This window comes from [Pseudomonas] carboxydohydrogena (assembly GCF_029030725.1).
GTDB lineage: Bacteria > Pseudomonadota > Alphaproteobacteria > Rhizobiales > Xanthobacteraceae > Afipia > Afipia carboxydohydrogena.
The window spans coordinates 1,364,873-1,385,767 of the sequence record NZ_CP113162.1 but is presented as its reverse complement, the minus strand read 5'-3'; the positions used below and the strand labels follow the sequence as shown (position 1 = coordinate 1,385,767).

Below are 20,895 nucleotides of genomic sequence, written 5' to 3'. Positions count from 1 at the left end.
GCCCCTTCACCTCAATAATAATAGTGACGGCGGCGCCAATGCCGATGACGCCAGTGCCGGTGACGCCAATGCCTCCTGCGCCAGCCCCAGTGACGGCGGCGATGCCAGTGATGGCGGTGCCAGCGGCGATGACGCCATTGCACATTCTCCACCTTGGCATCCTCGACATCCTGCGACGTCGCGACCGCCGGTTTGGCCTCGGCTTCGGGAAGCGGCGGCGTGTTTGGTAAGGGAGATGGCGCTGGCGTCATGGCCTGCGCCGCACTCGCGGTCACGACGGCACCCGCGGCGATACCCAAAGCAATCTTCAGGAAGTCACGTCTTTCCATGGTCAATCCCTCTCGTTGCCTCCAGCAGCGAGCTTCGCCGCCACGGGATGAACGTCACCTGAATTGAACGGTTCCCCCGATGCGTGGCCGGTTACATGGAATTGGCGCTTGATCCTCGTCGTCCCAGAATGGATTCCCGCTTTCACGGGAATGACGGAGAAGAAACCCGTTTCAATTCTGATGGATCGATTTCTAACGAATTTTTCCCGACAGTCGCATGACAAAGATCAGGACTTCCGCCACCGCCCTGTAGAGTTCGGCCGGAATCTCGTCGCCGATCTCGACATTGGAGAGCGCGCCCGCGAGAACCTCGTTCTCCTGAATGGCGACCCCATGCTCGCTCGCGACCTCGACGATCTTCTTCGCGATCTCGCCCTTGCCCTTGGCGACGACGCGCGGCGCGCCCTTGCGATCGTAATGCAGCGCAACCGCAAGCGTGTTCTGGATCGGGGTGGTGCTCGTCGTCATAGCGCGCGATCCAGAAAATGCCCGCTCGGCGCGGAGGGCGCGGGCGGCACGCCGTTGCCGATCACAATATCGCCCGGCGTCAGTTCCGCTTCGCGCAGAGCCTGCGAGAGTTGCGGCGCTTCGGCGCGCAGCCGCGCGGCGGTCGTGCCGCGCTCTGCCCACATCCGCACCGACGTGCGCTCTCCGGCGAGCGACACCTGCGCATGCACCGGGCCCGCCGGTTCGAGATCGATGGAAAAACGCGCGCGCCAGACCCGGCCCGGCGCTTCCGTGGACGCATTCTCACCGCCACCATCGCGCGAGATTTCAAATTGCGCTACCGCCGTGCCCTGCGGGGTTGCGAAAGGCACCTCGAAATTCCAGCGCGCCGTCGGATCGAATTTGGCGTGCGCCGCCTGATCCGGCAACGACGCGATCTGCAACAAAGTCTGGCGCGCGAGAGCGGCATCGGTGTCGTCGAGCAGACGATGCGCCACCGCATCGGGCGGCGTGCGATGATCGATTGTCGGCGGCACGGCGGGTTGCGCCGATGTCGCGGCGCCCCGGAACGGCGGAGGCACGCCATCGGCATCCGCAGAGGCGGCATGGCCCGCCGCTGCGGATTGTGCGAGCGACACGCCCTCCTCCGCGAGCTGGGACATCACCGCATCCTGCACGCCTTTCGGAAACGCGCGCAGGATCATCTGCAAGGGATCGTTCGTCATGGCCACGCCATCCTTGCCGGGAAGCGCGGATGAAGCGGCCCGCATGGCGACGAAGGGATCGCCGAGATCCTCGACCTCAACCTCACCCTTCACCGAAACCACCGCACCGGGCAGCATGATCTCCTCAGCTTCCGCCGCCGGAGCCGCCGCGGGCGCGATCGAAGGCGCGGCGATCTCGGCCTGCGCGCGCGCCTGCCCCTGCTGCGCGAATTGCCCCGGCGCGGCGGCTTCATCGGACGGCGGCTGCGCAGCGCCGCCAAGCCATGAGCCGAGAATCTGCCTGAACACGATCAGCGCGGCCTTGAGATCCGGCGCAGCGGCTGCATTCGTTGAGACAGCGGCTGGCGCTGCCGTCGCCTGTGTCTGCGATTGTTCGTGGAACAGACCGGATTGCCGGAACGCGGTCGCGATATCGTCGCCGCTCAGATTTTCAGTCAACGCCGGGCGGCCCGCCAGCAGCGAACTCGCGGCCTGCTGCAACACCTGCGGCACCTGATCGGATGTCGCCGCCACCGTGAGATTGGCGAACAGCGGCGACAGGCTGCCCTGCTGCCCCGCGGCGGACTGCAACGCCTTGGCGACTGCCACCACCTCGAGCGGCGTCAGCGGCCGGGTGACGGAGACCGACTGAGCATCGCTAGCAGGCAAAGAAGCATTCGGCGCGATCGACGGGCTGACCAGCGTGGCCGGTTGCGTAGAAGAAGGCGTATTGGCGCCCTGCGGCACGATCTGCAACCGCACGCCGTCCGGCGTCTGCGACACGGCGAGTTGCAGCGTCTGCCCGGCCTGCAACGGCACTTCGGAGGCCACCTCGATCGCGAGCGAAGCCACGGCGATGCGGACGAAATCGTTCGCCAGAACCTGCAACACCTTGGCGTCGATCACGCTGCCGGGTTGCAGCGTCACCGAAGGCGAGGCTGCATCGGCGGCAATCACCGGCGTGATCGGATTGAGGCTGATAGCCATGGGCGCTCCGCGAATTCGGCGCCTACGCTAGCCTCGCGTCGTTAAGGTCTCGTTAACTAGCGCGGAACCGCCGCCAGTACTTTCACGGCGGCATCGAAATCGCGCCGCCGCTGGGCCCAGCGCTGCATGACTTCGTCGTCCGCGCCCCATTGCTGGCTGTTCCAGTCCTCATCGACATGCGCCGCCGCCCAGACCTGATCCGGCGTCAGCGCCTTGCGATACAACGCCAGCGCAAGCAGCGCCGAGCCGGTGATCGTCGTCACCACATGCATTGCAGCGACCGCCCAGGGAGTTTCGGGCAGAGCCTGACGCACCGCTTGAACGGCTTTATCCGGTTGCTTCACATGCATCACACCCTCGGCGAGGATGAAATGCGCGCCCAATTCATCCGCCAGCCAGCGCAGCACCGGGTCCCAATGTTCGGCTTGCCGGGCAATGAGTTCCTCGGGAAAGCTCGCGCGATAGAACAAGAGATCGGTGTCGAAATATTTCGCGATGTCGTCGCGCACCGCCGCGACATCGTTGGCAACGCCGTCGATGGTGCTGTTGGCGAGCCGCGTCACCGGCATCGACATGGGGTCGATCACGTCAACCTGCGCGCCCCACTCCGCCGCTATCGCCTCGGCCACCTCGCGCACGGGAGCGGCAAGCATCCGTTTGCCGGGCGTGCGCACCTGCTTGCCATCGAGCGTGACGGCGAAACCCTCCGGCGTTTCGGCAACGCCCGCGCTCTCGTAGAAGCGCTTGCGCAATGGCGTGGTCGAGGATTTGCGCGAGGCCTCTCGCGGATCGAGCGGCGAATGGCCGTGGGCCTCGTCGAACAGTTCACGCATCTGAAAACGTCTTTCTATCGCTGGTGGGCGCAATTGCGGGAATAGGCCGAACGCTCGCCGGGACCGAGCCCCATCGCCGCACCTTCATCGAGGCAGCGCGAGATGCGTCGGTCGAACGACTCCCGCCTTTGCGGCTTAAGCACCTGCGCTGGCGGCTTGCCTTCGTGCACATAGCCGGGCGTCGTGTTCTGCAAAGCGAACGGCGGCGGCGAATTCATGGTCGGCACCTGCGGCACCGTGATGGCCGGTGGCGGCGGCGGAGCCGGTGGCGGCGGAAGCACCGCCCTGCCGCCGGGCGTGGTGTAAACCTGCGCGAATGCCGTTGCGCCGAGCGGCGCGACGCACAGCAGGCAGATGGCAACCAGCTTGCGCATGGAACACCCTATTCTTCCGGCGCATCCACGATTGGATCGAACCTGTCGGCTTCTAACCCGAGCAGATTCCACGATTGCAGCATATGCGGCGGCAACGGCGCGGTGACGTCGATCACCCCGCCGCGCGGATGCGGGATGACGATGCGGCGCGCCAGAAGATGCAGCCGCTTCTGCAACCCGCCGGGAAGCTGCCAGTTCTCCTTGTTGAAATATTTCGGATCGCCGACGATGGCGTGATCGATATGCGCCATGTGCGCGCGCAACTGATGCGTGCGGCCTGTGACCGGTTTGAGCGACACCCAGGCGAGCTTCTGGGCGGAGGCCTCGACCACCGCGTAATAAGTCACGGCATGGGCCGCGCCCTCGTCGCCATGCTCCGCGATGCGCATGATCGAATCTTCCTCGTTCTCTTCCTTGGCGAGATAGGTCGAGATTCGGCCCTGCTTCGGCTTCGGTACGCCCGCGACCAGCGCCCAGTAAATCTTGCGCGCCGAGCGATGACGGAACGAGCCGGTCAGCACCGATGCGGCAAAGCGCGTCTTGGCAATCAGGAGGCAGCCGGAAGTTTCGCGATCAAGCCGATGCACGAGGCGCGGCCGCTGGCCCTTGGCATCGCGCATCACCTCCAGCATGCCATCGACATGACGCGACAGCCCGGAGCCGCCCTGCACGGCCAAGCCTGCGGGCTTGTTCAGCACCATGACGTCGGCATCCTCGAACAGGATCATCTTGCGCAATTCTTCGAGCGTCTTGGTGGCGGCTTCGGAAAGGTTGCCACCGGTCTTCGGCGCGTCGAGCTTGAGCGGCGGAATGCGTACGCTCTGGCCTTCCTCAAGACGGTCCTTGCTGTCGGCGCGCTTGCCGTTGACGCGCAACTCGCCTTTCCGGACGATGCGCTGGATATGGGAGAACGACAGCCCCGGAAACCGCGCTTCGAGAAAGCGATCGACCCGCATGTTGTTCTCGTCGGCGGTGACAACGACAGTCTGCACCTTGGTCGGCAAGGGCGCAGCAGGTTTCTCCTCACGAACTTCGGGAAATGCCTCGTTTGCAGGCTTCGCCGGACGACGCGGCTTTTGATCGCCGAACCGAGCGTCCGTCTTCTCGAATGCGCGCTGTGCCGGGCCGCGCTTGTCCGAAGCTTTCTTGGCGAAAGGCGGCTTGCCGCGCTTCTCGCCCCGCTTCTCGCCCTTCCTGGCCTCGCGCACCGATTTCTTTTCGAGGGGTTTGCGGAAACGCCGGCTCATGACGATTTGTCTTTTCTCAGTTTCGCCCAGTAATCGAGGCGTTTGCGAATCTCGCGCTCAAAGCCGCGCTCGGGCGGATTGTAGAAGGTCTGGCGGCCAAGCGCCTCCGGGAAATAGTCCTGCCCGGAAAAACCTTCCTGTGTGTCGTGGTCGTATTCGTAGCCCTCGCCGTAGTTTTCGGCCTTCATCAGCTTGGTCGGCGCATTGAGGATATGCTTGGGCGGCAACAGCGAACCCGCCTGTTTCGCCGTACGCATCGCCGCGCCGAAAGCCTTGTAGGAGGCATTCGATTTCGGCGCGGTCGCGACATAGACCACGGCCTGCGCGATGGCGAGTTCGCCCTCGGGGCTCCCGAGAAAATCATAGGCGTCCTTCGCGGCGTTCGCGACGACGAGCGCCTGCGGGTCCGCCATGCCGATGTCCTCCACCGCCATCCGCACCACGCGCCGCGCCAGATACAAGGGGTCCTCGCCCGCATCGAGCATGCGCGCGAGATAATAGAGAGAGGCATCGGGATCCGAGCCGCGCACGGATTTATGCAGCGCCGAGATCAGGTTGTAGTGACCATCGGCGGACTTGTCGTAGATCGGCGCGCGGCGTTGCAGAATCTCCTGCAACTGCACCGCATCGAAAACCTCGTCCGCGCGAGCGGCGCGCCAGACTTCTTCCGCGAGCGTCAGCGCCGCGCGGCCGTCGCCGTCCGCCATCCGCACCAGCACGGCGCGCGCCTCGGCGTCGAGCGGCAACGCCCTGCCCTCGATCTCTTCCGCCCGCGCATAGAGCTTTTCGATCGCCGTATCGTCGAGCGAATGAAACACCAGCACGCGCGCGCGAGATAGCAGCGCCGCGTTGAGCTCGAACGAGGGATTTTCCGTGGTCGCGCCGACCAGCACCACGGTGCCGTCTTCCATCACCGGCAGGAATGAGTCCTGCTGCGCGCGGTTGAAGCGATGCACCTCGTCAACAAAGAGCAGCGTGCCCTTGCCGGTCTCGCGGCGCGCGCGGGCGGCGTCGAACACTTTCTTGAGGTCGGCGACGCCGGAAAACACCGCCGAAATCTGCTCGAAATGCAGTTCGGTCGCGTCCGCCAACAGCCGCGCCACCGTGGTCTTGCCGGTACCGGGCGGACCCCAGAACACCAGCGAGCCGAGCGTCCGCGTCTCCAGCATGCGCGTCAGCGCACCGTCAGGACCGAGAATGTGGTCCTGCCCCACGACATCGGCGAGCGCATGCGGCCGCAATTTCTCCGGCAGCGGACGCGGCGCGTCCTGCTCGAGGCCAGCGGCGGCAAAGAGATTCGCGGATGGTGCGGCGCGCTTTGCGTTCATGAAGAACCTGCCTGCTCTCTCGGCTTCGCCGTTAGCCGCCCAGCGTGACGTTGATGCGCTGGCCGCCGCGAATGATGGTAATGCGCCAGAGCCGCGCCGGTTCGCCGGTCGCCTGCTCCAGATCGCTGGTTTTGGCGATGGTCTTGCCGTTCACGGCGGTGATGATGTCGCCTTTCTGAAAGCCGACATTGGACGCCAGACCATTTTCTCCCACCGAGACGACGACGACGCCCTCGACGTTGGAATCCAGCCGCAGTTCATCGGCAACCGCCGGCGAGATGTTGGCGACCCGCGCGCCCTGGAACGGCGAACGCGACTTCAGCTCGATCTCGTCGCGGCCGGTGTCGGGCGCGACTTCCAGCGGCACCTTGAGCTTGATCACCACGTTCTGCCGCCGCACATCCACTTGCGCCGTGCCGCCGAGCGGCCGCGTGGCGAAGCGATAGTCGAACCCGTTGGGATCATCGACAGCCTGTCCGTCGATCGACACGATCAGATCGGAGACCTTCATGCCCGCCTTCGCCGCAGGGCTGTTCGGGGCAATGTTCGTCACCAGCGCGCCGCTCGGGCGCGGCAGGCCGAGCGTTTCGGCGATCTCGGGCGTCACCGCCTGCAACCGCGCGCCGAGCCACGGACGCCGCACCGCCTTGCCGCCGCTCTTGGCGGAGGCCACCACCACCCGCACCATGTTCGCCGGAATGGCGAAGCCGATGCCCTGCGAGCCGCCCGAGCGCGAGAAGATCGCGGTGTTGAGACCGACGAGCTTGCCATTCATATCCACCAGCGCGCCGCCGGAATTGCCGGGATTGATCGCGGCGTCGGTCTGGATGAAGAACTGATAATCGGTGATGCCGACCTGCGTGCGCGCCAGCGCCGAGACGATGCCGTGCGTCACCGTCTGGCCGACGCCGAAGGGGTTGCCGATCGCGAGCACCACGTCGCCGACCTGCAATTCATCGGAATTGGCGAGGTCGAGGGTGGGGAATTTCTCATGCGTGTCCTTGAGGCGCAGCACCGCAAGATCGGTGCGGCTGTCTTTCAGAACGATCTCGGCCTCGAACTCGCGCTTGTCGGCGAGCGACACCTTGACCTGATCCGCGCCCTCGATGACGTGATTGTTCGTCACCACGAGGCCGGAGGAATCCACCAGCACGCCCGAGCCGAGCGAGCGCTGCATCTGCTCCTGCTGGCCGCCGGGCACGCCGAAGAAGCGGCGGAAAATCGGATCGTCCAGCAGCGGATTGCGGTTCTGCACGATCTTGGCGGCATAGACGTTCACCACCGCGGGCTGCACATGCTGCACGATCGGCGCATAGGACAGCCGCAACTGATTCATCGAGGACGGCACCACCCGGTCCTGCGCGACAACGGGCGCGGCCATGAGGGTCGCGAATGAAAGGGCAGCCAGACCGAGGAGACGAGAAACGATCATGCATGAATTCCGCTGTGAATGGACATCGATATAAAGAGGCTTCGCACGGCAGGCGAGCCGGAGAATTCCGTCAGGCCGCACGTTTGCGGGGGATTTTGGGTTTTTGCGAGGCTGCGCCGGCCGCCTCCAGCCGCGCCTTGTGCTCGATGCCCCAGGCCCGCAGGGCATCGATGACCGGGCGAAGCCGCTGGCCGGTCGGCGACAAGGCATATTCCACGCGGGGCGGCACCTCGGGGTACACGGTGCGCGTAATCAACCCGTCCTCCTCCAGCGCGCGCAACTGCTTGGTCAGCATCCGCTGGGTGATGCGCGGCATCTTGCGGCGCAACTCGCCGAACCGCAGCAGCCCCTCCTGCAAATGAAACAGGATCACGCCCTTCCACTTGCCGTCGATCAGCCCGAGCGTGATTTCCACCGAGCATTTCGCCTCCGGCTCGCTATCCTTACGCTTCATGTCCTCGCCTCACCCTCGCGGCTTGCCGGAGCAAGCATCCGCGCATCAATGGTATCATTCCTGATACTATCTCACATTTTCGACAGTACTTGCAAATTCTGTCCTTTGGTCCCCTTATGCGGAGACACCTCAGACCATAGCGGAGAGACCGCATGAAGGCCGTCGGATACCAGCAATCCCTACCGATCGAGGACGAGCGCTCCCTGCTCGACTGCGACGTGCCGAAGCCCGAGCCGGGCCCGCGCGACATCCGCGTCGCGGTCAAGGCGGTGTCGGTCAATCCGATCGACACGAAGGTACGCAAGCGCACCGCGCCGCCTTCCGGCGAGTACAAGATTCTGGGTTACGACGCGGCGGGCATCGTCGATGCCGCCGGCTCCGAGGTGACGCTGTTCCAGCCGGGCGACGAGGTGTTTTACGCGGGCTCGGTCATCCGGCAGGGGGCCAACTCCGAATTTCATATCGTCGATGAGCGCATCGTCGGCCGCAAGCCGCGCATCCTGTCGTTCGCGGAAGCCGCCGCCCTGCCCCTGACATCGCTGACCGCATGGGAATTGCTGTTCGAGCGGATGGGCATCGCCCAGAGCAAAAATGACAATCGCACGCTGCTCATCATCGGCGGCGCGGGCGGCGTCGGTTCGATCGCGATCCAGCTCGCGCGCAGGTTCACCGGCCTCACCGTGATCGCCACCGCCTCGCGCCCTGAAACCATCCAGTGGTGCCTCGACCTCGGCGCGCATCACGTCATCGACCATTCCAGACCGATGAAGGAGCAGGTCGCGAAGCTGAACCTGCCGCCGGTGGCCTGGATCGCGAGCCTCACCAATACCGACATGCACTTCCCTGCCCTGTCCGACATTGTCGAACCGCAAGGCGCAATCGGGGTGATCGACGATACGGGGCCGCTGGATGTCGCCACGCTCAAGGCCAAAGCGGCCTCGCTGCGGCTGGAATCGATGTTCGCACGCACGAAATTCCAGACGCCAGACATGGCCGAGCAGCGCGTATTGCTCAACCGCATCGCCGACATGATCGACGCGGGCGAGATCAAGACCACGCTCGACAAGGTGTTCGGCAAAATCAACGCCACGAACCTGCGGGCCGCCCACGCCACCATCGAAAGCGGCAAGTCCATCGGCAAGATCGTGCTGGAGGGGTGGTAGCACCGGCAAGGCGGGGCCTTTGCGGATGGATGCTGGCCGGAACAAATCCGGCCACGACAGGTCAGTGCGTTACGGTGGAGACCTGATCCAACCGATCCGTCAGGCGATCGTCGGCACCAGCCCGCCTTCGGCGCGAAGCGCGGCGCCGTTGGTGATGGAGGCTTCGCGCGACGCCACATAGACCACCATGTTGGCGACCTCGTCCACGGTTGCGAACCGCTGGATCAGCGACGACGGGCGGTGCTCCCTGATGAAGCTCGCCGCAGCCGTCTCGACCGACTGGCCGTTCTGCTTGGCGAGATCCGCCACGAAAGTCTCGACGCCCTCCGACATCGTCGGCCCCGGCATCACCGCATTCACCGTCACGGCGGTGCCCTTGGTCATCTCGGCCAGTCCGCGCGAGATCGACAATTGCGCGGTCTTGGTCATGCCGTAGTGGATCATCTCCTTAGGAATCATGATCGCGGATTCGGACGCGATGAAGACGATGCGGCCCCAGTTCTTCTCCAGCATGCCCGGCATATAGGCCCGCGACAGCCGCACGCCCGACATGACGTTGACGTTGAAGAACCGATGCCAGTCCTCGTCGGGAATATCGAAGAACGGCTTCGGCTCGAAGATGCCGGCGTTGTTGATGAGAATATCGACCCGCGGCACGGCCTTCACGAGCGCCGCGCAGCCCTCCGCGGTGGAGACATCGGCCGCCACCCCGCGCACTTTCGCCGAGGGCGCAACCTTGCCGATGGAGGCGATGGCCTGATCGACCTTGGCCTGGCTGCGGCCGTTGACGATGACATCGGCCCCTGCTCCCGCGAGCCCCTTGGCGATGGCGTGACCGATGCCGCCGGTCGAGCCGGTGACGAGAGCGGTGGTACCTGACAGATCGATTTTCATGCCCGTCTCCTGGTGGTTTCCCATGGATATGGTCGCGGCTTATGCAGATCGCCACCGCGTTCGCGGAAAAGTGTCGATAGCGACGCGCACAAAAAAAGCGGCGCCGAAGCGCCGCTGATCGTTTTCCTGTTGTCATTCCGGGGCGCGCGCAGCGCGAACCCGGAATCCAGAAATTGTATTGTCGAGATTCCGGATCGCCGCTTCGCGCCGTCCGGAATGACGGACAGCTCTTACGCCGCCTCGGACTCGGCCTTTTCCTGCACCGGGCCGGAATCCTGACCCTTGGCATCGACGTCGCGATCGACGAACTCGATCACCGCCATCGGCGCGTTGTCGCCGTAGCGGAAGCCAGCCTTGATGATGCGGGTGTAACCGCCCTGGCGGTCCTTGTAACGGGCAGCCAGCACGTCGAACAGCTTCTTGACCTGATCGTGGTCGCGCAGCTCGCTGATGGCCTGACGGCGCAGCGAAAGGCCGCCCTTCTTGCCGAGCGTGACCAGCTTCTCGACGATCGGGCGAAGCTCCTTCGCCTTCGGCAGCGTGGTAACGATCTGCTCGTGCTTGATGAGAGCCGCCGCCATATTAGCGAACATCGCCTTGCGGTGTTCCGCCGTGCGGTTGAGCTTACGATGAACTTTTCCGTGACGCATAATCTAGTCCTCAATTGATCCGACGGCGTGTCGGCGTTTCTCAGGTGGGCTTCCTGCGTTCGCCCGCGAAATCATGGCCGGATGGTCCGGCCATGACGGTGGTCTCAGTAGTGATCTTCGAAGCGCTTGGCCAGCTCGTCGATGTTCTCCGGCGGCCAGCCGGGCACTTCCATGCCGAGGTGCAGACCCATCTGGGCCAGCACTTCCTTGATCTCGTTCAGCGACTTGCGGCCGAAGTTCGGGGTGCGGAGCATTTCCGCTTCCGACTTCTGCACAAGGTCGCCGATATAGACGATGTTGTCGTTCTTCAGGCAGTTGGCCGAGCGAACCGACAGTTCGAGTTCGTCCACCTTCTTGAGGAAGGCCGGATTGAAGGCGAGATCCGGAATGATCTCCTGCACCACTTCCTTGCGCGGCTCTTCGAAGTTCACGAACACGTTGAGCTGGTCCTGCAAGATACGCGCGGAGTAAGCGAGCGCGTCCTCCGGCGAAATTGCGCCGTTGGTCTCGATGGTCAGCGTCAGCTTGTCGTAATCGAGGATCTGGCCCTCGCGGGTGTTCTCGACCTTGTAGGACACCTTGCGGACCGGCGAGAACAGGCTGTCGACCGGGATCAGGCCGATCGGCGCATCTTCGGGGCGGTTGCGGTCGGCGGCGACGTAGCCCTTGCCGGTGTTGATAGTGAACTCCATGCGGATTTCAGCGCCATCGTCCAGCGTGCAGAGCTGAAGCTCAGGGTTGAGGACGACGACATCGCCCACGGTCTGGATGTCGCCGGCGGTGACAACGCCCGGACCCTGCTTCTTGATGACCATGCGCTTGGGGCCTTCGCCCTGCATCTTCACCGAGATGTCCTTGATGTTGAGGACGATGTCGGTGACGTCCTCGCGCACACCGGCGATCGAGGAGAACTCGTGCAGCACGCCGTCGATGTGAACCGACTGCACCGCCGCGCCTTGCAGCGAGGACAGGAGCACGCGGCGCAGCGCGTTGCCGAGCGTCTGGCCGAAGCCGCGCTCAAGCGGCTCGGCCACCACGGTGGCGAAGCGGGTCGCGTCGGCGCCCGGCGTGACCTGGAGCTTGTTCGGACGGATGAGTTCTTGCCAATTTTTCTGGATCGTCACGTTTTCACCCCTGACATTCCGGCGCTCTGGCCCCGGCGTTGGAGAGCGCGGCTTATTCCGCGCGACAGCAATTCAAGACGGCCGCAGGCAAATTGCTCGCGACCGGTAAGATCAAATCAGACGCGGCGGCGCTTGCGCGGCCGGCAACCGTTGTGCGGGATCGTCGTCACGTCGCGGATCGAGGTGACGGTGAAGCCCGCCGCCTGCAAGGCGCGCAGCGCCGACTCACGGCCCGAACCCGGACCGGCAACCTCGACTTCGAGCGTGCGCATGCCGTGTTCCTGCGCCTTCTTGGAAACGTCCTCCGCGGCAACCTGCGCGGCATACGGGGTCGACTTGCGCGAACCCTTGAAACCCATCGTTCCGGCCGACGACCAGGCGATGGTGTTGCCCTGCGCGTCGGTGATAGTGATCGTGGTATTGTTGAACGAGGAGTTCACATGCGCGATGCCGGAGGCGATGTTCTTGCGCTCGCGACGGCGGACGCGGCCAGCTTCTTTAGCCATTTCAATTCCTTTTCATGATCTCAACGCCGCCGTAATGCCAGCGGCTACACCGAACGGCGCGAGACGAGACAGCCTCACGCCGCAGATTCGTTTGCTTACTTCTTCTTGCCGGCGATCGCCTTCGCCGGACCCTTGCGGGTGCGGGCGTTGGTGTGCGTGCGCTGACCGCGCACCGGCAGGCCGCGGCGATGACGCAGGCCGCGATAGCAGCCGAGGTCCATCAGGCGCTTGATGTTCATGCCGACTTCGCGGCGAAGGTCGCCCTCGACGAGGTAGTCGCGGTCGATCATTTCGCGAATTTGCAGAACTTCCTGGTCGGTGAGCTGCGACACACGGCGGTCGAGCGGAATCTTGACCTTCTCCATGATGTCGGCGGCGTTCTTCTGGCCGATGCCATGGATGTACTGAAGCGCGATGATGACGCGCTTGTTGGTCGGGATATTGACGCCTGCGATACGGGCCACGGTCTTCACTCCTGTCGCCACCCTCGGGCGGCTGCTTTCTTATTTAGTCGGGGCGCCTGCTGGCTGTCTGGATTCGGACCACCGAATTCCCAAAAGCAAACACGACGCCCTGCCCTTTTCAACTTTGGGGCCCGGCATCGTCTGAAACCTATCCGACTGGATGCTGGGTATTAAAGGATTCACCGCCGTTTCGTCAACCGTTTGGCGGCCTTGGAAGCCTTTTTGGCGACCTTTTTCGTCGCCTTCCGGCCCTTCTTGGCTGTCGCCTTCAGGGTTCGGTTCCCCCGGTTCCCGGCGACCTTGGCCGCCTTCTTACGACCACCCCGGGAGGATTTGGATACCTTTTTGGCGGCCTTTTTGACGGTTTTCTTGGCAACCTTCTTAGCTGCCTTCCTGGTGGTCTTCTTAACCGTCCGCTTCGGCTTGCTGGCGGCGGCCTTCTTCCGAGCCCTGGCCGGTTTCGTGGCTTTGGAAGCCTTTTTGGACGGGCTTGCCGCTCGCCTGGAGGCCACCTTCCGCCTGGCCGCCCGGGCGGTCTCGTCAGCCTTGGTGACCGCCGCGAGCACGCGCTCGATCTCGGCGGTGACCTCCTCGATCGGCATCATGCCGTCGATGGTGATGAGCTTGCGCTTGTCGGAATAGTGATGGACCAGCGGCTCGGTCTGCTCGCGATAGTTCGCAAGCCGCTTCGACAGCACTTCCGGCGTGTCGTCGGCGCGGACACTCTCGCCGCGCTCGAGCATCTCGGCGACGCGCTTCTCGACGCGCGCCAGCAGCGCGCTCTCGTTGACGCGCAACTCGATAACCGCATCGAGCTTGAGTTTCTTTTCCGTCAGGAGGGCATCGAGGGCTTCCGCCTGCGGCACGGTGCGCGGGAAGCCGTCGAGAATGAATCCGTTCCTGGCGTCGTCCTGCTCGATGCGATCGGCGATGATGCCGACCACCACCTCGTCCGGGACCAGTCCGCCGCTGGCCATGATGTCTTTCGCGATCAGACCCGTCGGGGTCTGCGCGGCGACGGCTGCGCGCAGCATGTCTCCGGTGGAGAGTTGAACGATACCGTGTCTTTGAACCAGTCGTTGTGCCTGTGTTCCCTTGCCCGCCCCCGGCGGCCCGAGAAGGATGAGTCTCATTTACGGCGGCCCCTCAGCTTCGATTTGCGGATCAAGCCTTCATACTGGTGCGCCAGCATGTAGCCTTGTACCTGCGCGACCGTGTCCATCGTCACGCTGACGACGATCAGGAGCGAGGTGCCTCCAAGATAGAACGGCACCGACGCATACGAGATCAGAATTTCCGGCACGAGACAGACGGCGGCAAGATAAATCGCGCCGACCACCGTGATGCGGGACAGAACGTAATCGATATATTCCGCCGTGCGTTCACCCGGACGGATGCCGGGAATGAAGCCGCCGTGCTTCTTCAGATTGTCGGCCGTCTCGGTCGGGTTGAACACGATGGCCGTGTAGAAGAACGTGAAGAAGACGATCAGCGCCAGATACAGAATCAGAAACAGCGGACGGCCGTGGCCAAGCTGCGTCGTGAGCCACTGAAACCACTCCGGCCCCTTGCCCGCGTTGAAGCTCGCGATCGTGGTCGGCAGCAACAAGAGCGACGACGCGAAGATCGGCGGAATCACGCCCGAGGTGTTGAGCTTGAGCGGCAGATGCGAGGACTGGCCCTCGAACATCCGGTTGCCGACCTGACGCTTCGGATACTGGATCAGGAGGCGGCGCTGCGCGCGCTCGACGAACACGATCACGGCGATGACGACCACGGCCATGATCAGGATCGCGAGAATCACCACCGTCGACAGCGCGCCCTGACGGCCGAGTTCGAGGGTGTTGGCGATCGCCGTCGGCAATTCCGCGACGATGCCCGCCATGATGATCAGCGAGATGCCGTTGCCGATGCCGCGCGAGGTCACCTGCTCGCCGAGCCACATCAGGAACATGGTGCCGCCGGTCAGCGTCACCGCCGTCGAGATCAGGAAGAAATAGCCGGGATTGGACACGACATTGCCCGCGCCCTGCAAACCGATCGCGATGCCGTAGGCCTGGAACGCCGCGAGCACCACCGTGAGGTAGCGCGTGTACTGGTTGATGATCTTGCGGCCGGCCTCGCCTTCCTTCTTCAGCGCCTCGAGCTGCGGCGAAACCGTCTGCAAGAGCTGAATGATAATGGAGGCCGAGATATAGGGCATGATGTTCAGCGCGAACACCGCCATGCGGTCGATGCCGCCGCCGGAGAACATGTTGAACACGCCGAGAATGCCGCCCGCCTGCGACTTGAACACCTGGCTCCAGACGCTCGGATCGATGCCCGGCAGCGGGATATAAGTGCCCAGCCGATAAACAACGAGCGCACCCAGCGTAAACCAGATGCGCTTCTTGAGTTCGTCGGCCTTGGCAAACGAGGAGAAATTGAGATTGGCTGCGAGCTGTTCCGCTGCGGAGACCATTGAGTATCGGTCCTTTCACTTCATGACCGGCTTCCGCCCGCCATCGCCGTCTTGATGTCAGTCAAGAGGTAGCAACGCAAATGCCCGGCGCAATGCCGGGCATGATTCTTCAGGAAGCCTTCGCCTTCTTACCCTTCTTGGCGGCGGCCTTCTGGGCAGCCTCATCCTTCGCCGGAGCGAGGATCTTCACCGAACCGCCGGCCTTCTCGACTGCCTCGATCGCTGACTTGGTGGCGCCGTGGACTTCAACGGTGATCTTGGACTTCAGCTCGCCACGGCCGAGCAGCCGAACGCCGCCCTTGGAGCGGCGCAGCACGCCGGACTTCACCAGCGATTCGGCGTTGATGGTGCCCTTGGCGTCGAGCTTCTTGGCGTCGATGGCTTCCTGCAAACGGTCCAGGTTCACTTCCGACAATTCGATGCGGAAGATGTTGTTGAACCCGCGCTTCGGCAGGCGGCGATGCAGCGGCATCTGGCCGCCTTCAAAGCCCTTGATGCGCACGCCCGAACGCGCGGTCTGGCCCTTGCCGCCGCGGCCGGATTGCTTGCCCTTGCCGGAGCCAATGCCACGGCCGACGCGCATGCGCTTCTTGCGCGAGCCTTCGTTGTCGGCGATCTCATTGAGCTTCATTGTCTTGTTCCTTACTTCTCGTCGACGACGCGAACGAGGTGCTGAACCTTCGCGATCATGCCACGCACGGCAGGCGTGTCCTGCAATTCCGAGACACGGCCGATCTTGTTGAGGCGCAGACCGATCAGGGTCTCGCGCTGTGCCTTTTGACGGCGGATCGCGCTGCCGGTCTGTTCGACCTTGATGGTTTTTGCGGACGCCTTAGCTTCCTTGGCCATTGTTCTAAACTCCAATCAGCGTCCGGTTAGTCCGCCGCCGCCTCGGCATCGCCGCCGACGCGGCGCGCCTGAAGCGCGGAGACCTTGATGTTGCGGCGATTGGCCACCGAGCGCGGCGAATCCTGATGCTTGAGCGCGTCGAAGGTGGCGCGAACCATGTTGTAGGGGTTCGACGAGCCAACCGACTTGGCGACGACGTCCTGAATGCCGAGCGTCTCGAACACGGCGCGCATCGGGCCGCCGGCGATGATGCCGGTACCAGCCGGAGCAGCGCGCAGATAGACGCGACCGGCGCCGTGACGGCCGGCGATGTCGTGATGCAGCGTGCGGCCCTCGCGCAGAGCGACGCGCGTCAGGTTGCGCTTGGCTGAGTCGGTCGCCTTGCGGATCGCTTCCGGCACTTCGCGAGCCTTGCCGTGGCCGAAGCCGACGCGGCCCTTCTGGTCGCCGATGACGACGAGCGCCGCGAAGCCGAAACGCTTGCCGCCCTTCACCACCTTGGCGACGCGATTGATGTGGACGAGCTTGTCCACGAACTCGCTGTCGCGCTCTTCCCGATCCCGACCGCCCCGTTCGCGGTTACCGCGTTCGCGTTCAGCTGCCATTGTTCTGTCCAATCCTTGAGAGGCTCGAGCCTCTGTTCCTTAAATCCAAAATTAGAAGCTCAACCCGCTTTCGCGCGCCGCATCCGCCAGAGCCTTGACGCGACCGTGATAGAGATAGCCACCACGATCAAAAATGACTTCCTTGACGCCGTTCTTCACGGCGCGCTCCGCGAGGAGCTTGCCGACAGCCTTCGCCGCATCGATGTCGGCGCCGGTCTTGCCGCCGTCGCGCATCGCCTTCTCCAGCGACGACGCCGAAGCGAGCGTCTCGCCCTTCTGATCGTCGATGACCTGGGCATAGATGTGCTTCGACGAGCGGAACACCGACAGGCGCGGACGGCCGCCAGCGGAGCGGCGCAGGGAGTTGCGCACGCGCTGCTTGCGCCGGGCATTCGTGACCTTGAGTTTCGACATGACCGGCTCCGTTACTTCTTCTTGCCTTCCTTGCGGAAGATGAATTCATTGGCGTACTTCACGCCCTTGCCCTTGTACGGCTCGGGCGGACGGTAGCCGCGGATCTCGGCCGCAACCTGGCCGACGCGCTGGCTGTCGTTGCCGACGATGGTGATTTCCGTCGGCTTCGGCACCGTGATGGTGATGCCTTCCGGGATCGGATAAATCACGTCATGGCTGTAGCCGAGCGAGAGTTGCAGGTTCTTGCCCTGCAAGGCCGCGCGGTAGCCGACGCCGGTGATTTCCAGCTTCTTCTCGAAACCCTTGGTGACGCCCTCGACGAGATTCGCGATCTGGGCGCGCGCGGTGCCGTACAGCGACTGCGCACGCTTGGTCTCGAAGCGCGGCGCGACGCGGATCACGTTGTCCTTCAATTCCACCGACACGTCGTCGTGCACGGTGAACTGAAGCGTACCCTTCGGGCCCTTCACCTTGACGGTCTGGCCGTCGATATTCGCGGTAACGCCCGAGGCGATCGCGACCGGCCGTTTGCCTACGCGTGACATGTTTCGTCCTTCCTCAGAATACCGTGAAGAGAATTTCGCCGCCCACATTCGCGTCGCGCGCGGCGTGGTCAGCCATGATTCCCTTCGGCGTCGACAGCACCGAAATGCCAAGCCCGTTCTTGACGCGCGGCAGGTTCTTCACCGACGCGTAAACCCGGCGGCCCGGCTTCGACACGCGCTCGATCTCCTTGATGACCGGCTCGCCGTCGAAATACTTCAGCTCGATCTCAAGCTCGTTGTGGCCGCTCTTGTGCTCGACGCTGGCGTAGCCGCGGATGTAACCCTCGGACTTCAGCACTTCGAGAACGTTGGCGCGCATCTTCGAGCCCGGGGTCGAAACCTTGGACTTGGAGCGCATCTGCGCGTTGCGGATGCGGGTGATGAGATCGCTGATCGGATCGTGCGTTGACATGCGCCCCTCCTTACCAGCTCGACTTCACGAGACCCGGGATCAGACCCCGGGACCCGAAGTCGCGGATCGCGATGCGGCTCATCTTGGTCTTGCGATAGACCGCGTGGGGCCGGCCGCTGATCTCGCAGCGGTTCTTGATGCGGGTCGCAGACGAATTGCGCGGCATCTCGGCAAGCTTGATGGTCGCGGCGAAACGCTCTTCCATCGGCTTCGTCTTGTCGGAGATGATCGCCTTCAGCCGCGCGCGCTTGGCGGCGGCATTCTTCGTCATCTTCTGACGCCGGTTATTCTTCTCGATCGAACTCTTCTTAGCCATTCGATAGTCTCCATACCTTTCCGCGTCTGAAACGCCTGGCTCAGCGTCTCACTGCCGGAACGGGAAATTGAATGCGGTCAACAGCGCCCTCGCCTGCTCGTCGTTGGCGGCGGTGGTGCAAACCGTGATGTCCATGCCCCAGCTCTCGCCCGACTTGTCGTAGTCGATTTCCGGAAACACGATGTGCTCTTTCAGGCCGAGCGAATAATTGCCGCGGCCGTCGAAGCTCTTGGGGTTGAGGCCGCGGAAGTCGCGCACGCGCGGCAGGGCCACGTTGATGAGGCGGTCGATGAACTCGTACATCTTCGCCTTGCGCAGCGTGACCTTGGCGCCAATGGCCTGGCCTTCGCGCAGCTTGAAGGTCGCGATCGCCTTGCGCGAATGGGTCACGATCGGCTTCTGACCTGCGATCAGCGCGAGATCGTTCGCGGCCAGCTCGACCTTCTTGCGGTCGTTGACGGCCTCGCCGATGCCCATGTTGAGCACGACCTTGTCCAGGCGCGGAACCTGCATCGCATTGGTCAGGCCGAACTGCTCGGTCAGCTTGCCGCGGATGTCGCGGTCATACACCGTGCGCAGGCGCGGAATATATGTCTCAGCCATCGATCTCAGCTCCCGAGCTCTTGGCGATGCGCACCTTGGTGCCATCCTTCTGAATCTTGAAACCGACGCGGGTCGGCTTGCCGTCCTTGCCGACGAGCGCGATGTTCGACAGGTGGATCGGGCTCTCCTTGGAGATGATGCCGCCCTCCTGCGCTTGCGTCTGCTTCTGGTGACGCTTCACCAGGTTGACGCCACGAACCAGCGCGCGGCCTTCCGACGGACGCACCTCGAACACTTCGCCGGTACGACCCTTGTCGCGGCCGGTCAGAACGACGACCTTGTCGCCTTTGCGGATCTTGGCGGCCATTACAGCACCTCCGGCGCAAGCGAGATGATCTTCATGTGGTTCTTGGCGCGCAGCTCGCGCGGCACCGGCCCGAAGATACGGGTGCCGACCGGCTCGGACTGGTTGTTCACCAGCACGGCGGCGTTGCGGTCGAAACGGATCACCGAACCGTCGGCGCGGCGAATGTCCTTCGCAACACGCACGACCACGGCCTTCATCACGTCGCCCTTCTTCACCTTTCCGCGCGGAATGGCTTCCTTGATGGACACGACGATGATGTCGCCAACGGTGGCGTAACGGCGCTTGGAACCTCCAAGCACCTTGATGCACATGACACGGCGCGCGCCGGAATTATCGGCCACGTCGAGGTTGGTCTGCATCTGAATCATTGATGCACCTCGTCCTCTTTCTATGCGCTAGAGCGCTTAACAGCACGATCCCGAAATCGGTTTTCGTGCCTATTTCAAACGGTTTGCCCAAGAGCGATCCGGCGGATGCCGGACGTTTCTCAAGCGGTTTTCTTGTCTTCGCCCCGGACGACAGTCCAGCGCTTCAGCTTCGAGAGCGGCTTGCTCTCCTCGATCCAGACCGTGTCGCCCGCCTTGAACTGATTGTTCTCGTCGTGCGCATGGTAGTTCTTGGACCGGCGAATGGTCTTCTTGTAGATCGGATGGGTGAAGCGGCGGTCGACACGCACGACAACGGTCTTGTCCTGCTTGTCGCTGACGACGACGCCCTGGAGAGTACGCTTCGGCATCTGGCTCGCCCCTTACTTCTTCTTGCTGTCCGCGGCGCGTTTCTGCGCAGCGATGGTCTTGATGCGTGCGATTTCGCGGCGAGCTTCGCGCAGGCGCGAGGTGTTCTCGAGCTGGCCGGTGGCCCGCTGGAAGCGCAGGTTGAACCGCTCCTTCTTCAGATTGAGGATCGCATCCTCCATCTGGTCGGCGCTCATCGCACGGACGTCTTCAGCTTTGTGTGCCATCTCGTTACTCCGCGATACGTGCGACGAAGCGCGTCTTGATCGGAAGCTTGGCGGCCGCGAGCGACAGCGCCTCACGCGCGATCTGGTCGTTGACGCCGTCGATCTCGAACAGGATGCGGCCCGGCTTCACCCGCGCCACCCACAATTCCGGCGAACCCTTGCCCGAGCCCATACGGACTTCGGCGGGCTTCTTCGACACCGGAAGATCGGGGAACACGCGGATCCACACGCGGCCGACACGCTTCATGTGGCGGGTCAGCGCGCGGCGCGCGGCTTCGATCTGGCGCGCAGTGATGCGCTCCGGCGCCATCGCCTTCAGGCCGAACTGGCCGAAGGACAACGTCGCGCCCGACGAGGCGACGCCGTGGATACGGCCCTTGTGCGCCTTGCGGAACTTGGTCTTCTTGGGTTGCATCATGGCTTTACGCCCTCAAACCTTCTTACCTTTGAGCATGACCTGATCCGAAAACCGGTATCCACTTTTCG

Annotated in this window: 30 protein-coding genes; 1 reads left to right on the top strand and 29 read right to left on the bottom strand. The window is 63.6% G+C overall.

Features of this window, described 5'->3' with window-relative positions; translation table 11 throughout:
- Positions 1-11: 11 nt before the first annotated feature.
- The 9 genes from AFIC_RS06830 to AFIC_RS06790 form a co-directional block, all read right to left on the bottom strand.
- The gene (locus AFIC_RS06830) at positions 12-329 is read right to left on the bottom strand and encodes a twin-arginine translocation signal domain-containing protein (protein WP_275248373.1); all 318 of its coding nucleotides are present in this window, start codon (positions 327-329) and stop codon (positions 12-14) included.
- Between the two features lie 192 nt (positions 330-521).
- Positions 522-797 (bottom strand): EscU/YscU/HrcU family type III secretion system export apparatus switch protein, encoded by a 276-nt coding sequence (locus AFIC_RS06825; protein ID WP_275248372.1) that lies wholly within the window; start codon positions 795-797, stop codon positions 522-524.
- Entirely contained in the window at positions 794-2,467 is a 1,674-nt protein-coding gene (fliK, locus tag AFIC_RS06820) for a flagellar hook-length control protein FliK (protein WP_275248371.1), read from the bottom strand. Before fliK ends, AFIC_RS06825 begins: the two co-directional genes overlap by 4 nt.
- Positions 2,468-2,523: 56 nt before the next feature.
- On the bottom strand, positions 2,524-3,300 hold the full coding sequence (locus tag AFIC_RS06815; protein WP_275248370.1) for an ATP12 family chaperone protein: 777 nt from the start codon (positions 3,298-3,300) through the stop codon (positions 2,524-2,526).
- A 14-nt stretch (positions 3,301-3,314) separates the two neighbouring features.
- Positions 3,315-3,674 carry a hypothetical protein gene (locus AFIC_RS06810; RefSeq protein ID WP_275248369.1) on the bottom strand — a complete coding sequence of 120 codons (360 nt, stop codon included), beginning with the start codon at positions 3,672-3,674 and terminating at the stop codon, positions 3,315-3,317.
- An 8-nt stretch (positions 3,675-3,682) separates the two neighbouring features.
- Positions 3,683-4,921: an RluA family pseudouridine synthase gene (locus AFIC_RS06805; RefSeq protein ID WP_275248368.1), complete on the bottom strand. Its 1,239-nt coding sequence runs from the start codon at positions 4,919-4,921 to the stop codon at positions 3,683-3,685.
- Positions 4,918-6,249: a replication-associated recombination protein A gene (locus AFIC_RS06800; RefSeq protein WP_275248367.1), complete on the bottom strand. Its 1,332-nt coding sequence runs from the start codon at positions 6,247-6,249 to the stop codon at positions 4,918-4,920. The genes AFIC_RS06805 and AFIC_RS06800 overlap by 4 nt, the downstream gene beginning before the upstream one ends.
- Before the next feature lie 31 nt (positions 6,250-6,280).
- Complete coding sequence (locus AFIC_RS06795; protein ID WP_275248366.1) at positions 6,281-7,681, bottom strand: DegQ family serine endoprotease; 1,401 nt, start codon at positions 7,679-7,681, stop codon at positions 6,281-6,283.
- 70 nt (positions 7,682-7,751) lie between these two features.
- Complete coding sequence (locus AFIC_RS06790) at positions 7,752-8,135, bottom strand: winged helix-turn-helix transcriptional regulator (protein WP_275248365.1); 384 nt, start codon at positions 8,133-8,135, stop codon at positions 7,752-7,754.
- Positions 8,136-8,287: 152 nt separating this feature from the next.
- Here AFIC_RS06790 and AFIC_RS06785 point away from each other — a divergent pair, with 152 nt between their 5' ends.
- The gene (locus tag AFIC_RS06785; protein WP_275248364.1) at positions 8,288-9,298 is read left to right on the top strand and encodes a zinc-binding alcohol dehydrogenase family protein; all 1,011 of its coding nucleotides are present in this window, start codon (positions 8,288-8,290) and stop codon (positions 9,296-9,298) included.
- A gap of 99 nt (positions 9,299-9,397) precedes the next feature.
- Here the strand turns inward: AFIC_RS06785 and AFIC_RS06780 are convergent, their stop codons facing one another.
- The 20 genes from AFIC_RS06780 to rplP all read right to left on the bottom strand — a co-directional run bounded on the left by AFIC_RS06780 (position 9,398) and on the right by rplP (position 20,827).
- Complete coding sequence (locus AFIC_RS06780; protein ID WP_275248363.1) at positions 9,398-10,192, bottom strand: SDR family NAD(P)-dependent oxidoreductase; 795 nt, start codon at positions 10,190-10,192, stop codon at positions 9,398-9,400.
- A gap of 230 nt (positions 10,193-10,422) precedes the next feature.
- Entirely contained in the window at positions 10,423-10,842 is a 420-nt protein-coding gene (gene rplQ / locus AFIC_RS06775) for a 50S ribosomal protein L17 (RefSeq protein WP_275248362.1), read from the bottom strand.
- A gap of 104 nt (positions 10,843-10,946) precedes the next feature.
- Positions 10,947-11,966, bottom strand: coding sequence for a DNA-directed RNA polymerase subunit alpha (locus tag AFIC_RS06770; RefSeq protein ID WP_009341032.1), 1,020 nt, complete (start codon positions 11,964-11,966; stop codon positions 10,947-10,949).
- A 116-nt stretch (positions 11,967-12,082) separates the two neighbouring features.
- Entirely contained in the window at positions 12,083-12,472 is a 390-nt protein-coding gene (gene rpsK / locus AFIC_RS06765; RefSeq protein WP_009341034.1) for a 30S ribosomal protein S11, read from the bottom strand.
- 95 nt (positions 12,473-12,567) lie between these two features.
- Positions 12,568-12,936: a 30S ribosomal protein S13 gene (rpsM, locus tag AFIC_RS06760; protein WP_002715391.1), complete on the bottom strand. Its 369-nt coding sequence runs from the start codon at positions 12,934-12,936 to the stop codon at positions 12,568-12,570.
- A gap of 179 nt (positions 12,937-13,115) precedes the next feature.
- The gene (locus AFIC_RS06755) at positions 13,116-14,069 is read right to left on the bottom strand and encodes an adenylate kinase (protein ID WP_275248361.1); all 954 of its coding nucleotides are present in this window, start codon (positions 14,067-14,069) and stop codon (positions 13,116-13,118) included.
- Positions 14,066-15,397: a preprotein translocase subunit SecY gene (gene secY / locus AFIC_RS06750; RefSeq protein WP_275248360.1), complete on the bottom strand. Its 1,332-nt coding sequence runs from the start codon at positions 15,395-15,397 to the stop codon at positions 14,066-14,068. The genes AFIC_RS06755 and secY overlap by 4 nt, the downstream gene beginning before the upstream one ends.
- Before the next feature lie 109 nt (positions 15,398-15,506).
- Positions 15,507-16,028: a 50S ribosomal protein L15 gene (gene rplO, locus AFIC_RS06745; protein ID WP_009341042.1), complete on the bottom strand. Its 522-nt coding sequence runs from the start codon at positions 16,026-16,028 to the stop codon at positions 15,507-15,509.
- An 11-nt stretch (positions 16,029-16,039) separates the two neighbouring features.
- Positions 16,040-16,246, bottom strand: a complete 207-nt coding sequence (rpmD, locus tag AFIC_RS06740; protein WP_275248359.1) for a 50S ribosomal protein L30 — start codon at positions 16,244-16,246, stop codon at positions 16,040-16,042.
- A gap of 26 nt (positions 16,247-16,272) precedes the next feature.
- The gene (rpsE, locus tag AFIC_RS06735; protein ID WP_002715386.1) at positions 16,273-16,851 is read right to left on the bottom strand and encodes a 30S ribosomal protein S5; all 579 of its coding nucleotides are present in this window, start codon (positions 16,849-16,851) and stop codon (positions 16,273-16,275) included.
- A gap of 51 nt (positions 16,852-16,902) precedes the next feature.
- Entirely contained in the window at positions 16,903-17,265 is a 363-nt protein-coding gene (gene rplR, locus AFIC_RS06730) for a 50S ribosomal protein L18 (protein ID WP_275248358.1), read from the bottom strand.
- 11 nt (positions 17,266-17,276) lie between these two features.
- Positions 17,277-17,810: a 50S ribosomal protein L6 gene (rplF, locus tag AFIC_RS06725; RefSeq protein WP_275248357.1), complete on the bottom strand. Its 534-nt coding sequence runs from the start codon at positions 17,808-17,810 to the stop codon at positions 17,277-17,279.
- A gap of 13 nt (positions 17,811-17,823) precedes the next feature.
- Positions 17,824-18,222 carry a 30S ribosomal protein S8 gene (gene rpsH, locus AFIC_RS06720; protein ID WP_009341048.1) on the bottom strand — a complete coding sequence of 133 codons (399 nt, stop codon included), beginning with the start codon at positions 18,220-18,222 and terminating at the stop codon, positions 17,824-17,826.
- A gap of 10 nt (positions 18,223-18,232) precedes the next feature.
- Positions 18,233-18,538 carry a 30S ribosomal protein S14 gene (gene rpsN / locus AFIC_RS06715; RefSeq protein ID WP_009341049.1) on the bottom strand — a complete coding sequence of 102 codons (306 nt, stop codon included), beginning with the start codon at positions 18,536-18,538 and terminating at the stop codon, positions 18,233-18,235.
- Positions 18,539-18,586: 48 nt separating this feature from the next.
- Complete coding sequence (rplE, locus tag AFIC_RS06710) at positions 18,587-19,141, bottom strand: 50S ribosomal protein L5 (RefSeq protein WP_275248356.1); 555 nt, start codon at positions 19,139-19,141, stop codon at positions 18,587-18,589.
- On the bottom strand, positions 19,134-19,448 hold the full coding sequence (gene rplX, locus AFIC_RS06705; RefSeq protein WP_275248355.1) for a 50S ribosomal protein L24: 315 nt from the start codon (positions 19,446-19,448) through the stop codon (positions 19,134-19,136). The genes rplE and rplX overlap by 8 nt, the downstream gene beginning before the upstream one ends.
- Entirely contained in the window at positions 19,448-19,816 is a 369-nt protein-coding gene (rplN, locus tag AFIC_RS06700) for a 50S ribosomal protein L14 (RefSeq protein ID WP_002715379.1), read from the bottom strand. Before rplN ends, rplX begins: the two co-directional genes overlap by 1 nt.
- Before the next feature lie 119 nt (positions 19,817-19,935).
- A complete protein-coding gene (rpsQ, locus tag AFIC_RS06695) occupies positions 19,936-20,184 on the bottom strand; it encodes a 30S ribosomal protein S17 (RefSeq protein WP_275248354.1) in 249 nt (82 codons plus the stop codon).
- A gap of 12 nt (positions 20,185-20,196) precedes the next feature.
- Positions 20,197-20,409 (bottom strand): 50S ribosomal protein L29, encoded by a 213-nt coding sequence (gene rpmC, locus AFIC_RS06690; RefSeq protein WP_002715377.1) that lies wholly within the window; start codon positions 20,407-20,409, stop codon positions 20,197-20,199.
- A 4-nt stretch (positions 20,410-20,413) separates the two neighbouring features.
- Positions 20,414-20,827: a 50S ribosomal protein L16 gene (rplP, locus tag AFIC_RS06685; protein ID WP_009341053.1), complete on the bottom strand. Its 414-nt coding sequence runs from the start codon at positions 20,825-20,827 to the stop codon at positions 20,414-20,416.
- Positions 20,828-20,895: the final 68 nt, after the last annotated feature.

Bases quoted from the DNA above. Each gene is read 5' to 3' on its own strand.
- AFIC_RS06830 (WP_275248373.1), bottom strand. From the start codon at position 329: ATGGAAAGACGTGACTTCCTGAAGATTGCTTTGGGTATCGCCGCGGGT.
- AFIC_RS06825 (WP_275248372.1), bottom strand. From the start codon at position 797: ATGACGACGAGCACCACCCCGATCCAGAACACGCTTGCGGTTGCGCTG.
- fliK (WP_275248371.1), bottom strand. From the start codon at position 2,467: ATGGCTATCAGCCTCAATCCGATCACGCCGGTGATTGCCGCCGATGCA.
- AFIC_RS06815 (WP_275248370.1), bottom strand. From the start codon at position 3,300: ATGCGTGAACTGTTCGACGAGGCCCACGGCCATTCGCCGCTCGATCCG.
- AFIC_RS06810 (WP_275248369.1), bottom strand. From the start codon at position 3,674: ATGCGCAAGCTGGTTGCCATCTGCCTGCTGTGCGTCGCGCCGCTCGGC.
- AFIC_RS06805 (WP_275248368.1), bottom strand. From the start codon at position 4,921: ATGAGCCGGCGTTTCCGCAAACCCCTCGAAAAGAAATCGGTGCGCGAG.
- AFIC_RS06800 (WP_275248367.1), bottom strand. From the start codon at position 6,249: ATGAACGCAAAGCGCGCCGCACCATCCGCGAATCTCTTTGCCGCCGCT.
- AFIC_RS06795 (WP_275248366.1), bottom strand. From the start codon at position 7,681: ATGATCGTTTCTCGTCTCCTCGGTCTGGCTGCCCTTTCATTCGCGACC.
- AFIC_RS06790 (WP_275248365.1), bottom strand. From the start codon at position 8,135: ATGAAGCGTAAGGATAGCGAGCCGGAGGCGAAATGCTCGGTGGAAATC.
- AFIC_RS06785 (WP_275248364.1), top strand. From the start codon at position 8,288: ATGAAGGCCGTCGGATACCAGCAATCCCTACCGATCGAGGACGAGCGC.
- AFIC_RS06780 (WP_275248363.1), bottom strand. From the start codon at position 10,192: ATGAAAATCGATCTGTCAGGTACCACCGCTCTCGTCACCGGCTCGACC.
- rplQ (WP_275248362.1), bottom strand. From the start codon at position 10,842: ATGCGTCACGGAAAAGTTCATCGTAAGCTCAACCGCACGGCGGAACAC.
- rpsK (WP_009341034.1), bottom strand. From the start codon at position 12,472: ATGGCTAAAGAAGCTGGCCGCGTCCGCCGTCGCGAGCGCAAGAACATC.
- AFIC_RS06755 (WP_275248361.1), bottom strand. From the start codon at position 14,069: ATGAGACTCATCCTTCTCGGGCCGCCGGGGGCGGGCAAGGGAACACAG.
- secY (WP_275248360.1), bottom strand. From the start codon at position 15,397: ATGGTCTCCGCAGCGGAACAGCTCGCAGCCAATCTCAATTTCTCCTCG.
- rplO (WP_009341042.1), bottom strand. From the start codon at position 16,028: ATGAAGCTCAATGAGATCGCCGACAACGAAGGCTCGCGCAAGAAGCGC.
- rpmD (WP_275248359.1), bottom strand. From the start codon at position 16,246: ATGGCCAAGGAAGCTAAGGCGTCCGCAAAAACCATCAAGGTCGAACAG.
- rpsE (WP_002715386.1), bottom strand. From the start codon at position 16,851: ATGGCAGCTGAACGCGAACGCGGTAACCGCGAACGGGGCGGTCGGGAT.
- rplR (WP_275248358.1), bottom strand. From the start codon at position 17,265: ATGTCGAAACTCAAGGTCACGAATGCCCGGCGCAAGCAGCGCGTGCGC.
- rplF (WP_275248357.1), bottom strand. From the start codon at position 17,810: ATGTCACGCGTAGGCAAACGGCCGGTCGCGATCGCCTCGGGCGTTACC.
- rpsH (WP_009341048.1), bottom strand. From the start codon at position 18,222: ATGTCAACGCACGATCCGATCAGCGATCTCATCACCCGCATCCGCAAC.
- rpsN (WP_009341049.1), bottom strand. From the start codon at position 18,538: ATGGCTAAGAAGAGTTCGATCGAGAAGAATAACCGGCGTCAGAAGATG.
- rplE (WP_275248356.1), bottom strand. From the start codon at position 19,141: ATGGCTGAGACATATATTCCGCGCCTGCGCACGGTGTATGACCGCGAC.
- rplX (WP_275248355.1), bottom strand. From the start codon at position 19,448: ATGGCCGCCAAGATCCGCAAAGGCGACAAGGTCGTCGTTCTGACCGGC.
- rplN (WP_002715379.1), bottom strand. From the start codon at position 19,816: ATGATTCAGATGCAGACCAACCTCGACGTGGCCGATAATTCCGGCGCG.
- rpsQ (WP_275248354.1), bottom strand. From the start codon at position 20,184: ATGCCGAAGCGTACTCTCCAGGGCGTCGTCGTCAGCGACAAGCAGGAC.
- rpmC (WP_002715377.1), bottom strand. From the start codon at position 20,409: ATGGCACACAAAGCTGAAGACGTCCGTGCGATGAGCGCCGACCAGATG.
- rplP (WP_009341053.1), bottom strand. From the start codon at position 20,827: ATGATGCAACCCAAGAAGACCAAGTTCCGCAAGGCGCACAAGGGCCGT.